The sequence below is a fragment of the Kallipyga massiliensis ph2 genome (assembly GCF_000311985.1).
Lineage (GTDB): Bacteria > Bacillota > Clostridia > Tissierellales > Peptoniphilaceae > Kallipyga > Kallipyga massiliensis.
Genome location: NZ_HE978585.1, coordinates 1,409,535 through 1,422,244, shown reverse-complemented (window position 1 = coordinate 1,422,244; position 12,710 = coordinate 1,409,535). Strand labels below are relative to the sequence as shown.

12 protein-coding genes are annotated in these 12,710 nt (G+C 54.8%); 9 read left to right on the top strand and 3 right to left on the bottom strand.

Translation table 11 applies throughout. The annotated features are described in order from the left end of the window. Positions 1 to 62 precede the first annotated feature (62 nt). Positions 63 to 689, top strand: a complete 627-nt coding sequence (locus HGKM_RS09195) for a glycosyltransferase family 4 protein (protein ID WP_342633175.1) — start codon at positions 63 to 65, stop codon at positions 687 to 689. Positions 690 to 1,092: 403 nt separating this feature from the next. Here the strand turns inward: HGKM_RS09195 and rplT are convergent, their stop codons facing one another. From rplT to infC, 3 genes are read right to left on the bottom strand one after another with little or no spacing between them, the layout of a single operon-like run. Further along, a complete protein-coding gene (rplT, locus tag HGKM_RS06480) occupies positions 1,093 to 1,437 on the bottom strand; it encodes a 50S ribosomal protein L20 (RefSeq protein ID WP_019134526.1) in 345 nt (114 codons plus the stop codon). Positions 1,438 to 1,451: 14 nt separating this feature from the next. Then, entirely contained in the window at positions 1,452 to 1,658 is a 207-nt protein-coding gene (rpmI, locus tag HGKM_RS06475) for a 50S ribosomal protein L35 (RefSeq protein ID WP_019134525.1), read from the bottom strand. Positions 1,659 to 1,671: 13 nt separating this feature from the next. Beyond that, entirely contained in the window at positions 1,672 to 2,175 is a 504-nt protein-coding gene (gene infC / locus HGKM_RS06470) for a translation initiation factor IF-3 (RefSeq protein WP_245550627.1), read from the bottom strand. A gap of 285 nt (positions 2,176 to 2,460) precedes the next feature. Here infC and HGKM_RS06465 point away from each other — a divergent pair, with 285 nt between their 5' ends. From HGKM_RS06465 to HGKM_RS06430, 8 genes are all read left to right on the top strand, one after another. Then, positions 2,461 to 3,228, top strand: coding sequence for a gamma-glutamyl-gamma-aminobutyrate hydrolase family protein (locus HGKM_RS06465; RefSeq protein ID WP_019134523.1), 768 nt, complete (start codon positions 2,461 to 2,463; stop codon positions 3,226 to 3,228). Then, positions 3,225 to 4,571 carry a TrkH family potassium uptake protein gene (locus HGKM_RS06460; RefSeq protein WP_019134522.1) on the top strand — a complete coding sequence of 449 codons (1,347 nt, stop codon included), beginning with the start codon at positions 3,225 to 3,227 and terminating at the stop codon, positions 4,569 to 4,571. Before HGKM_RS06465 ends, HGKM_RS06460 begins: the two co-directional genes overlap by 4 nt. 10 nt (positions 4,572 to 4,581) lie before the next feature. Then, entirely contained in the window at positions 4,582 to 5,256 is a 675-nt protein-coding gene (locus HGKM_RS06455) for a potassium channel family protein (RefSeq protein ID WP_019134521.1), read from the top strand. Between the two features lie 9 nt (positions 5,257 to 5,265). Then, a complete protein-coding gene (locus HGKM_RS08310) occupies positions 5,266 to 6,165 on the top strand; it encodes a TrmH family RNA methyltransferase (protein WP_019134520.1) in 900 nt (299 codons plus the stop codon). A 133-nt stretch (positions 6,166 to 6,298) separates the two neighbouring features. Beyond that, the gene (locus tag HGKM_RS06445) at positions 6,299 to 7,336 is read left to right on the top strand and encodes a phenylalanine--tRNA ligase subunit alpha (protein WP_019134519.1); all 1,038 of its coding nucleotides are present in this window, start codon (positions 6,299 to 6,301) and stop codon (positions 7,334 to 7,336) included. Positions 7,337 to 7,344: 8 nt separating this feature from the next. Beyond that, positions 7,345 to 9,783, top strand: a complete 2,439-nt coding sequence (gene pheT / locus HGKM_RS06440) for a phenylalanine--tRNA ligase subunit beta (protein ID WP_019134518.1) — start codon at positions 7,345 to 7,347, stop codon at positions 9,781 to 9,783. A gap of 35 nt (positions 9,784 to 9,818) precedes the next feature. Further along, positions 9,819 to 10,262 (top strand): cell division protein ZapA, encoded by a 444-nt coding sequence (locus HGKM_RS06435; protein WP_019134517.1) that lies wholly within the window; start codon positions 9,819 to 9,821, stop codon positions 10,260 to 10,262. A 12-nt stretch (positions 10,263 to 10,274) separates the two neighbouring features. Next, positions 10,275 to 12,707 carry a peptidase U32 family protein gene (locus HGKM_RS06430; protein ID WP_019134516.1) on the top strand — a complete coding sequence of 811 codons (2,433 nt, stop codon included), beginning with the start codon at positions 10,275 to 10,277 and terminating at the stop codon, positions 12,705 to 12,707. The last annotated feature ends 3 nt before the right edge of the window (positions 12,708 to 12,710 follow it).

Sequence of the window (12,710 nt, the reverse complement as noted above, 5' to 3'; positions counted from 1 at the left end):
AGCGGGGTGATGTGGTTCTAACCCCTACGACCTAATCCAGAGGGATCCTATCAACCTACGGATTGGACCGCCCCATTAAAGTGGTCTCCAACGGGATTGATCTTTCCTTTTGGCGGGCAAGAGGGGGAGAGCGGAGCGCTTTTTACAAACGCTATCAGCTTGACCCCAGTAAAAAGTCGATCCTATCCGTGGGCCTGCCGATCAAGCGCAAGGGCATGGATGATTTCATCAGGCTGGCTCAAAGACTGCCCCAGTACGAATTTGTCTGGTTTGGCAAGCTGGATCGCGCCCTGATGAGCCCGGAGATCAAGCGGTTGCTGGAAGAGAAAACGCCAAACCTTCATTGTCCAGGGTATATTTCAAGTGACCTCCTTCGGGAAGCCTACTGTGGAGCCGACCTTTATACCTTCTTAACCCGAGAAGAGACGGAGGGGATCGTCCTTTTGGAGGCCCTGGCTTGCAGAAGTCCGATTTTAGTGCGGGATATTCCTATTTTTGAGGAGGACTATCAAGCAGGGGTCCAGCTTTACAAGGGGCGTAGTGTGGACGACTTTGAAGAAAAAATCAAAGCGATCCTGGAGGGGCGAGTGCCCAGCTTGATAGAAGCAGGTTACCAGGTAGCGGCGTCCAAGTCGATCGAAGAGACGGGTCGCAAGCTGGTTCAAATTTATGAGGCTCTATTGAAATAACACGAATAAGGAAAGTCTAAAAAAGGAGCTATGTCGAACGATTTGCTCGTTCTGACACAGCCCCTTTTTCTCTTATCCAATACAGTTTAATGTTCAGCAAGCTTTATGGTCAGTTGATCATATGCTTCGAGGTCAGAAAAAGTACTCTCTTTATCATTGATATTTGCAAGTTTACAGTGAAGAGGAAATAGGGAAGCCTGAACTTCAAAAACATCAACTTCTTTAGAAATACCATCCCGAAAATCCTTTTTATTCTCTATAGGAAAGGAAAGGGTGTTCGCATTGACTTCTATGGATGTGTCATTGATGTCAGTTGTCCTATGATTAAGATAAAAAAACTCTTACCCTGATCAGGGCAAGAGTTTTTGGTCACTGTTATTATTCAGTTTTTATTGTCATTCCATTATTTCACTTGGTCAACCAGGGCCTTGAAGTCCTCGGGTTGATGGATGGCCATCTCGGAGAGCATCTTCCGGTTGATCTCAATGTTGTTCTTCTTGAGACCGGCCATGAAGCGGGAGTAGTTGGTTCCGTTGGACCGGCAGGCGGCATTGATCCGGGCGATCCAGAGTTGGCGGAACTGGCGCTTGCGAAGCTTCCGTCCCACATAGGCATACTGCATGGACTTGATGACGGCCTGGTTGGCTGTTCTGTAAAGGGTATGCTTGGAACCGAAGTAACCCTTGGCCTGCTTTAATACATTTTTATGATTCTTTTTGGCGTTAACGCCACCTTTAACTCTTGCCATTTCCTACCTCCATCCTAACGGGGCAACATATCATCGATGCGCTTCATATCCGACTTATGGACCATCTTGGAATGACGAAGCTTGCGAACCGTCTTCTGGGGGTAATGGCCAGTAATATGGTTCATGCCTGAGGACCAGCGCTTGAGCTTGCCGGAACCGGTTCTCTTGAAACGCTTAGCGGAGGCTCTATGGGTTTTTCTTTTAATTTTCTTGGCTGCCATTGTTTTCTCCTATCTACTCTTTATCAGGGTTGGGTTCGAGGAACATCACCATATTGCGACCTTCCATGGTCGGCTTCTTGTCAATAACCCCGCTATCACCAACCAAGTCGACAAACTGGTCCAGGACCTCACGACCTAAGTCCTTATGACCCAGCTCACGTCCCCGGAAGCGGACGGAGATCTTGCAGGCGTCTCCACCCTCCAGGAAGCCCTTGACCTTAGCGGCCTTGGTTTCCAGGTCATGCTGCTCGATCCGTGGGGAGAGGCGCATTTCCTTGGTTTCCTTGGTCTTTTGGTTTTTCTTCTGTTCCTTGAGCTTCTTAATCGAGTCGTAACGGAACTTGCCGTAATCCATGAGCTTGGCCACCGGAGGTTTGGCTTGGGGGGACATGAGGACCAGGTCCAAATGTGCCTCTTCCGCCCTCTGTTGGGCCTCTTCAATGGGGATGATGCCGATCTGCTCGCCGTCATCACCGATCAAGCGGACTTCCTGGGCGCGAATCTGCTCATTGATGATTAATTCCTTAATGGTGCACCTCCTAAAAATAAAAAAATAGCGGACAAAGTGCCCACTATACTCATTACCACTGGAAAAGACCTTGAATAGGTCAAGGTGGAAGTTTTCACGAGTAACCGAACGAGCCCTGGCTGTCGGTGAGAGTGGGAACCCTGCTTCAACGCTCTTATTGTAAAGGCCTCTCGGCCATCTGTCAAGAGCTTCCCCTCCAATTTCATTGTCATGAAGGCGACTATCTATTAAAATAGACATGCTTAGCGGTTATAGAAAGGAAGGCCCCTATTCATGCAAAAAAGACCACTTATTGGGATAACCGGTCATTACACGCCTGATGACCGGTTGGGCCCTATGCTTCATATTGGAGTGTCCGGACAATCCTATGATGTGATAAACCATGATTTCATCTCTTCCGTTGAAAGAGCAGGAGGAATACCCTTTATTATTCCTTATACCGGCGATTCTGAGTTAAGAAAGACCTATCTTGGCCTGGTGGACGGCCTCATCTTCACAGGAGGGACGGACCCCATGCCCTCTCTCTATGGTGAGGACAGCCGAAAAGAGCTGGGTTCCACCGTTCCCGAGAGGGACATCCAGGAATTGGACCTGGCCCGCATGGCTTATGTCCAGGAAGGACTCCCGATTTTAGGTATCTGCCGGGGGATCCAGGTTTTCAATATCTCCCGGGGAGGATCCCTTTTCCAGGATATTCCCAGCCAGTATGAGAGTCAAATTGTCCATAGCAATGAGTCCATCCCAAAATTTTATGGGAGCCACCAGGTTCGTGTGGAAGAAGGCTCCATCCTTGAAGGGATTGTGGGAAGCGGGGAGCTTTGGGTCAATTCCTTCCACCACCAGGCGGTAAAGAAGGTGGGAGAGGGCCTGAAGGTGGTCGCCAAAAGCCGGGACGGCTTGGTGGAAGCCCTGGAAGGCGAGGAGCGTCAGGATCTCCTTTTCGTCCAGTGGCATCCGGAGATGATGGCCGAAAAAGATGAGGCCCAGCAGGCCATCCTGAATTGGTTGGTGACTCGTGCCGGAGAGAGGAAGAAAAAGTGAACTTTCAAAAACGCTTGTTCAAGAGAATTCAAAAGTCCCCTCCGCTTTTCTTCCTCCTCGCCTACCTGACCGTCATCCTGATCGGGACTCTCCTTCTCTGCTTGCCCTTTTCATCAGCAGAGGGGAACTTCACTTCACCCGTTGATGCCTTTTTTGTTTCGACTTCCGCCGTTTGTGTCACCGGCCTGACTCCGGTTACCACGGCCTCTTTCTGGTCCCCCTTGGGCCAAGCCATCATCCTCCTCTTAATCCAACTTGGAGGGCTGGGGGTCATGACGGCGGTCGGCGCCCTGGCCCTTTTGACGGGGAGGAAGTTGGGGATGAGCCAGCGGGTCATTTTCATGGAGGAAAAAAATGAGGATGAGCTAACGGGTCTGGTTCGTTTTTTGAAATTTATCCTCAAAGCCACCTTCCTGATCGAGGGGTTAGGGGCCCTTATCCTGGCTAGCCAGATGGTCCCTCAATTTGGCCTGGTCAAAGGCCTTATTTACGCCATCTTCTTGTCCATATCCGCCTTTTGTAACGCCGGATTTGACCCCCTGGGGCCGGTATCCCTATCGGACTATTCCTCCAACCCCGTGGTCCTCTTGACCATAGCTGCCCTCATTATCGTTGCCGGTCTGGGCTATGTCGTCTACATCGATTTTTTCTTCCGGAAGACCAAGAGGATCCGTCTCCAAACGAAAATGGTCACCGCTATGACCCTTCTCCTCTTGACCCTGGGCACCCTGGGCATCTTCCTCATGGAATATGGGAATCCTTCCACCATCGGTGGAATGGGTTTGGGGGAGAAGACCCTGAATGCCTTTTTCCAGTCGGCCAGCCTCCGGACTGCCGGATTCTTTTCCTTCGACCAGGCGGCCATGACCCGGCCTTCCTCCCTCTTTTCCTGCTTCCTCATGTTTATCGGAGGTTCACCCGGAGGAACCGCCGGCGGTCTTAAGACGACAACTATGGCGGTCCTGGTCCTTGGCCTGATTGCCCGCGTTCGCCATACCCGGGACCTCCCTGTTTTTCACCGGAACTGCACCCGGGAAAACTTCCAACAGGCCCTGATCCTTTTTACCGCTTCTATCTTTTGGATTACCATCGTCGGTTTTCTTATCCAGCTGGTGGAAGCCGACAAAGAATTTTTGGACCTCTTTTTTGAAGTGATTTCGGCCTATGGGACAGTGGGCTTGAGTCGGGGGATTACCGGAAACCTCCATGCCCTGTCCAAAATCTTAGTGGCCATTACCATGGTCTTTGGGAAGATCGGACCGGTAACCATGTTGGGTGCCCTCCTGCGGCCGGCCAAGTATCGGGGACACCGGGTGGCGGAAGAGTCCGTTATGATCGGATAAGGAGAGTATGATGAAAAATTTTGATAGCTTTGCGGTTTTAGGATTGGGACGGTTCGGGAGTAATGTCGCTAAGGAACTGGCCTCCCTGGGGAAGGAAGTCCTCGTGGTGGACTATGATGAGGACAAGGTCAATGAGATGGCCGAATTTGTCACCTATGGAGTGACAGCGGATGTGGGCCAGGAAGGGACCCTGGACGGCATTGGGATATCCAATGTCGACTGCGCCATCATCTCCCTGACCGAAGACTTCGAGGCCGCACTTATGGCGGTCACCATCTGCAAGGAGAAGGAAGTCCCCTACATCATTGCCAAGGCCATGTCCGAGCGCCATGCCCGGATTCTTCTACGAGTAGGGGCCAATAAGGTCATCCTCCCGGAAAAGGAAATGGGGTCCCGCCTGGCCCACAAGCTGGCCGGCGGATCCCTCTTTGATGCCCTCGGTGAATCCTCCGACTATTCGGTCTCCAACCTCCCCGTTCCTGACAGCTGGATCGGAAAGACCTTGGGTGATATCGGCGTCCGGATGGTTTACAACGTGACCATCATTGCTGTCCAGAGGGAAGAAGACCTCATGCTCAACCCCGCCACAGATTTGACTTTTGAAGTGGGGGACCGGGTCTATGTCCTGGGCAAGCAGGAAGACATCCTTAACTTGGACCACCGTGCCAAGGAAGAAGAGGAATAGGAGGAAGGGATGGACCGGATCGATTCAGCCGGTAATGGCCGCTACAAGGCCTGGAAAAAATTGAAAACGGTCCATGGCCGGAAGAAGCAGGAAGCTTTCCTGGTGGAGAGCCATAAATTGGTGGTGGAGGCCCTTCTTTCGGGCATGGATATGGAAGCCTTGGTCATTGACCGGGACAAGATGGACCGGACCCTGCCGCTTTTTATTGCCAATCTCAAGGAACGCCACCGGGAAAAAGCGGAGTTTGAAGAAGATATTTCCATAAAGGTGGAAAATGAGTTAAAAGCGATCCTGGGTTCCGGGGGAGGAGACTACATCAGCCAGGAAATCGCCGGTTGGGTGAAGGACCGGGCCGTCCTCCTGCCTCATGCCCTCTTTGAAGACCTCTCCTCCATGGAAAACTCGGATGGGATTTTAGCGGTCATCCGAGAACCGGGATCCGGCTCGGGCTTTTCCGGTTTCCGTCAACCGGGCCTTTACCTGGTCCTTGACGGCATTCAGGATCCGGGTAATCTGGGCACCCTCCTTCGGACAGGAGAAGCCTTGGGCTTTCACCGGGTCTTGTTGGTGGATTCCTGTGACCCCTCCAATGAAAAGGTCCTTCGGGCCTCCATGGGGGCCTCCTTCCGCCTGGAAATTTGCCGGTCCAGTGAAAAAGATGCCCTGGTATGGAAGGAAGAAAGCGGCATTCCCTGGCTGGGAGCGGATATGGAGGGGGAGGACTACCGACTTTTCCCCAAAAAGGATCCCCCTCTGGCCCTGGTGGTAGGGTCGGAAGGTCAGGGCATCCGACCGGGTTTTATGGCGGCCTTGGATGGGAAGGTCTCCATCCCTATGGCCCCCCAGGTGGAATCCCTAAATGCGGCTGTTTCGGGAGCCATCCTCATGGCCTACTTTTCAACCATCTGATGGGGCTGGGGAATGGGAAGGGTGAAGGATTCCCTCTTTTACGATATAATAATTTGTTAGTTACCAAGCATCATTGTCGATGGTCGGCGTCCGAGTCCGGGCCCTGCCTTCGCTTTACCGATGAGGAGGAAATATGATCGAAGAAGTCAGAGCATTAGTGGAGGAGGCCCAGGAAGCCATCCAATCGGCCGACCGTTTGGAGGACCTGGAAGACCTCCGGGTCAAGGTTCTGGGGAAAAAAGGAAGCCTGACCGAGGTCTTAAAAGGGATTAAAGACCTCAAGGGGGAGGAAAAGAAGGCCCTGGGGAAGGAAGCCAACTTGTCCAAGCAGGCCCTTTACCGGGCGATTGAAGACCGGAAAACGGAAATTATAGCCAACTCATCCGTCGTGGATGGGGCCTTGGACCTTTCCCGTCCGGGCAAGGCCCTGGAGACCGGCGCCCTCCATCCGATCACCCAGATGATGTACGACCTCAACGACGCCTTCCTTTCTTTGGGTTTCGAAATTTTCTCCGAGGATGATATCTCTTCGGAAAAGTATGCCTTCGACAATTTGAATTTTCCTCCCAACCATCCTGCCCGTGAGACCATGGATACCTATTGGCTGGAGGGGACAGAAGACAAGCAGGGCTACGAACGCTTGGCCCTCCGCCCCCATTTGACCGGGGCGTCCGTCCGTTATCTCAAGAAGCACGGGGCGCCGGCTCGTTTCGTCTACCCCGGCCAGGTTTTCCGGAACGAGACGACCGACGCTAACCATGAACGGGCCTTCTCCCAATATGAAGCCCTTATTGTCGACAAGAACTTCTCCTTTGCTTCAGGTCAGCTCCTTATTGACACGATTTTGGAAAAAGTCTTCGGCCACCCGGTCAAAACAAGGATGAGGGCCGGCTTCTTCCCCTTTGTGGAGCCGGGCTTTGAAATCGACATGGAATGCCAGGTCTGCATGGGTAAGGGCTGCCGGACCTGCCACCACAGCGGTTGGCTGGAAGTCATGCCGGGCGGGTCCCCCCATCCCAATGTCTTGAAGGCGGCGGGCCTGGATCCTGAGGTCTGGTCCGGCTTCTATATCAACATCGGCCTGGACCGCCTGGTCATGATGCGCTATGGGGTGGATGATGTCCGTCTCTTCCACTCAGGGGACCTGCGTTTCCTGAAACAGTTCCGTTAGGAGGAAGTATGCTCATATCCTACAAATGGTTGAATACTTATGTTGACCTGCCCCAAGACCTGACCATGGAAGACCTGGCCTATGACCTGACCATGCGGACGGTGGAGGTGGAATCCACCACGGACCTCCGTGAAAAATACCAAAATATTGTGGTTGGGATCATCCGGAAGGTCAGCCCCCACCCGGACGCTGACCGTCTCCGGGTCTGCCTGGTGGACATCGGCAGGGGAGAGGATGTCCAAATCGTCTGCGGAGGCAGCAACTTAATCGAAGGGCATGCGGTCATCTGCTCCCTGCCCGGAGCCCGGGTTGTCTGGCATGGGGAGGGGGAGCCCGTCAAGATCAGCGAAAGCAAGCTCCGTGGAGTCGACTCCTACGGGATGATCTGCGGAGCCAGTGAAGTGGGCTTGTCCGACCTTTTCCCTGCCCCGGAAGATCACCACATCGTCGACCTCACCGAATCCCTGCCCCAGATGACTTTCCGGGCCGGGGACAATATTGCTGACCTTCTCGGCCTGGATGACTTCATCATCGAAATTGAAAATAAGTCCCTGACCAACCGGCCCGACCTCTGGGGTCACTACGGGATTGCCCGGGAGCTGGCCGCCATCTACCACCGTCCATTGAAAGCCCTCCCGGATGCCGGGGACTTCTTTGACAAAGATGAGCTGGAGGATTTTCCCCTTTCCATTGAAGATCCGGAAATTTGCCATCGCTTCCTGGCCCTCCACCTGAGTGGGGTGGACGACCGGAAGTCCCCCCTCTGGCTCCAAACTTCTCTGATGAAGGTGGGCATCCGTCCCATCAATGCCCTGGTCGACTGGACCAACTACATGATGATGGTGACGGGAGTGCCCACCCACGCCTACGATGAGGACCACATTGTCGGAGGTCTAAAGGTCCGTCGGGCCGAGGAAGGGGAGGACCTGACCCTTTTGGATGGAAAAGAACTCCACCTGACCGATAAGGATATTGTCATCGCCGATGAGGATAAGGCCCTGGGCCTGGCCGGCTGTATGGGTGGGGCCCATGATTCCATCCAGGCTTCCACCAAGGAAACCGTCCTGGAGATCGCCAACTTCAAGCCCCAGATGATCCGGAAGACCGCCCAGCGCTATGGAATCCGGACGGAAGCCTCCCAGCGCCATGAAAAAGGCCTGGACACCCAGCGGATGGACCAGACCCTGGGAGTGGCCATGGCCCTTTTCCGTGAGCTTTTCCCGGAAGCCAAGGCCTTGGCCTATTCCGACCTGACCCTGGAGGAGACTCGCCAGGAGGAAGTGAAGATTTCCATGACCTGGCTCTCCGACCGCCTGGGACGTGAAGTGGATGGGGAAGAGGTTGAGGCTCTTCTCCAACCTCTGGGCTTCTCCCTGGAGAAAGAGGAGGACGACCATTACCGGGTTTTGGTCCCCAGCTGGCGGTCCACAGGGGATGTTTCCCTCCCTGACGATATCCTGGAAGAAGTGGCCCGGATGATTGGCTATGAGAACTTTGACCTGAAAGCCCCCCGGATTGCCCTGACCAAGGCTGTCAACCAAAGAAAAGAGGATTTGGACCGGGCTATCCGTGAATTCCTGGCCTTCCAGGCCGGAGCCTATGAGATCATGACCTATCCCTGGTCTCGGGAGGAGAGCCTTTCTGCCATGGGGATGGCTGAGGAAAAGTGCCTGACCCTGGCCCAGCCTCCGGCCCCCAACCAGGCCAAGCTCCGCCGGAGCCTGGCCGCCAACCTCATGGATGCCGTTGTATCCAATGTCCGTTTTTATGACCGATTCAAGATCTTTGAGTTGGCCCAGGTCTATGAGCCGGGGGAGAGCCATCCCTCGGAGGAGGCGGAGACCCTTCCCCTCATGCACCGGGAACTCTGCCTGGCCCTGGTCGGTCAGGATGCCAAGGACCTTTTCTATGAAGGCAAGGGGATCCTGGAAGCCATGCCCCGGGCCGTCCAAATCGATCCCTTGATCTTCCGCCAGGAGACCAAACCATCATGGGCGGACAATAACGCCTGGGTCAACATTTTCTACCGGGGCAAGTCCATCGGGTCCATGGGCCTGGTGTCCAACATGGTCAAGCGGGATATGGATCTGAAATACCATGATGCCTGCCTGGTTTGCTTGAATGTGGAGGTCCTGACCCCCTTTGATTCCCGAAGCAACCGCTACCAAAGCCTTCCCCTTTATCCCCATGTTTTCCAGGATATTTCCCTGGTCTTTGATGAGGGTATGGCTTGGTCCGCTATTATTAAACCCATCGTCGGAAAGGTCGAGTCGGTCTCTTTCGTGGATGAATACCGGGGAGACCAGATCCCCCAAGGAAAGAAGTCCATCACACTCCGGGTGGAGCTGGCTTCGGATGAGGGTACCTTGACCAATGCCCAGATCAATGAAAAGATGAAGGAAATTCGGGAGAGCCTGGAAGAAGTGGGCGGGTCCAACCGATTCTAAGAGCCAATTTTTTTCAGTGCGGAGAGGAGGAAGCCATGTCAGGCCAAGATCGGGAAGTCAACCGGATGCAGGTCACCATCAATGGGGACCGATATGTCTTAAAGAGCCGGAAAAATAAGGAAGAAATGGAGCGGGTGACGGACTATGTCAACTGGAAAATCGGAGAAATTAACCGGTCCGACCTCCGCTTTAACAAGACCATGCAGACCACCCTGGCCATGATGAACATGACCGATGACCTCTTCCTGGCCCAGGATGAATTAAGGGAAGTGGAGGAGGAGAAAGCGGGTCTTGAGGAAGAGGTCCGGGCCCTCCAGGCGGAAAATAAGGAGCTTAAGGACCGGATCCACCGCCAAGAGGAAGCCTCCATCGACCGGGAGGAAGACCTCAAGGCTCTCCGGGAAAATCTCAAGGCATCCGAGGACAAGATCCTCCTCCTGTCCAAGCAGTTTCAAGAGTACCAGCGGACCCACCGGTAAAGGAGCCCCTGATTGGTCAATATTTCCAAGGATAAAAAAAGGAAGGAGACCTTCCTTCCTGAAATCTTAGCGCCGGTTGGCAATGATGACATGGCCCGGGCTGCCTTTGTAGCCGGGGCCGATGCCATCTATCTGGCCGGCCTTTCTTTTGGAGCCAGGGCCTATGCTCAAAACTTTACGGAAGAAGGGCTCAAGGCGACCATCCGCACGGCCCACCTGTCCGGGATCAAGGTCTATGTGACGGTCAATACGGCCCTAAAAGAGGAGGAGGTGGACCGGGCCTTTGACCTCCTGGTCGACCTCTATGAGCTGGGGGCGGATGCCATTATTATCCAAGACCCCGGCTTGATCGCCCTGGCCCGGGCCCTCCTTCCCGACCTCCCCCTCCATGGGTCCACCCAGCTTTCCGTCAATGCTCTTTCCGGGGCCCGCCTGGCCCGGCAAAGAGGGCTGGACCGCCTGGTTATGGGGCGTGAAATGACCAAAGAAGAGGTAGCCTTGGTTCTGGAAGAGACCGACCTGGAAGTGGAGGTCTTTGTCCACGGTTCCCTCTGCATGGCCCAATCGGGTCAGTGCCTCCTCTCCTCCTTTGCCGGTGGCCGGTCGGGCAACCGGGGGCGCTGCGCCCAACCCTGCCGGAAGACCTACCTCCTAAAGAGGGGGGATGGCCGGGTCCTTGGGCCTGGAGACAGCTACCTCTCTCCCCGGGACCTCATGACCCTGGACCGGGTGGAGACCTACCGGAACATGGGGATCCATTCGCTTAAAATTGAAGGGCGGATGAAAAAGCCGGAATACGTCTATGCGGCGGTTAGGGCCTACCGAGAGGCTCTACGGGGCAAAAATCCTGATCCCACCCCCCTGGCCCTCATGACCAACCGGCCTTTCACCCAAGGCTATTTCTTCGGTGATTTCGGCCGAAGTGTCGCCTATCCCAAAGATGACCCGAATGGGATCTACCTGGGTCAAATGGACCGAAAAGGGGATACGCCTTTCTTCCGGCCCAACCGGGACCTCCACGAGGGGGACCAAATCCGGGTTGAAGGAAGCCGGTCAACCTTCCCCCTTAGCTTGACGGAGGACGTCCGCCGGGGTCAGGCCCTCTTTTTCCCTGACTATCCTGACCTGGTCAAAGGGGTTCCGGTCTATGCCATTTATACCGGCCTGGTCCGGTCTGCCCTGGAGGAGGATCTTAAGGAAGATGGCCCGGAAAGGATCCCTTTGAATATCGACCTCTCCTTTCAAGTTGGCCGGCCCCTGACTGCCTCATTTACCGGCGGGGGACGGACTATCCGGCTGGAAGGGGACCGGGTGGATCCGGCCAAAAACCGCCCCCTTTCCCGGGAGGACCTGACCAAGTCCCTGGCTAAGTTGGGCAATACCCCCTTCATCCTGGATGATCTTCATATTGATATGGAGGGGGAGGGCTTCCTCCCCATGGGGTCCATCAACGCCTTCCGCCGGAAGGGGGTGGACCTCCTCTTGGAAGAAATGACTTCTCTTTCCCGTCCTACCCTGGACCGGTCCACCCTTCGAAAGCGCTTGGCTTTACTGAAGGAGGACCGGGACCGGACCTCCTGGCCCCTGGATGAAGGGGGCGGGACCAGCCTATACTTTTGGACCAACCGGGGACCTTCTGCCTATTCCCCTTCCGAAAGGGAGGGGATGGATATCCTCATCACTGAAGATCCTGACCTGGTGTCCGACTGGATAGAGGCCGGCAAGGAAGTCTTCCTGGTCATCCCTGAACTCCTGGAAAGCCGGCATTTCCAAGACTTTCTGGACCGGGCCGGGGAGGCCCTGAAAATAGCCCGGGGAGTCTACCTTCCGACCATCAACGAATGGGGGAGGGTGGGGGATCTTCCGGGAGATAAGGACCTCGTCCTTGGTCCCGGCCTTCAGGTCTTCAATGCCTGGGCGGCCCATAGCCTCCGGAAAGAGTGGGAGACCCTCCTTGGCGAGGAAGCCTTCCTCCACCGGGTCCGGGCAGTCATTCCCTCGACGGAGCTCATGACTGAGGAATATGAGGGGCTGTTTACCTATCCCATGCCCTGGCTCCTCCCCGTCTATGGACGGTTGACAGGGATGGTCCTCCGTCATTGCCCTGCATCAACCATCAAGGGCTGCCAAAATGACCGGGATTGTGAAACCTGCCCATTTCGCAAGGACCTCTATTTGGAGGATGACTTCGGGGCCAGAGAGCTTATCCGTACAGGCCGGTTCAGCCGCCTTCTATTACCCGACCTCATGGACCTCCGGATCAAGCCGGACCTGGTCCGGGGGCTGACCTCTCGTTTCCTAGTCATCGACCGGGGGGAGGGGGAGGCCGGATCAGTAGCCGCCCAATGGAAGAAAGGGAATCTTCAATTGCCAAAAGGACCCGGGGAAAAAGATGGCCAGCATTTTCCCAGGGGATTGGGCCACTATACGATGAAGATGAAATAAGTT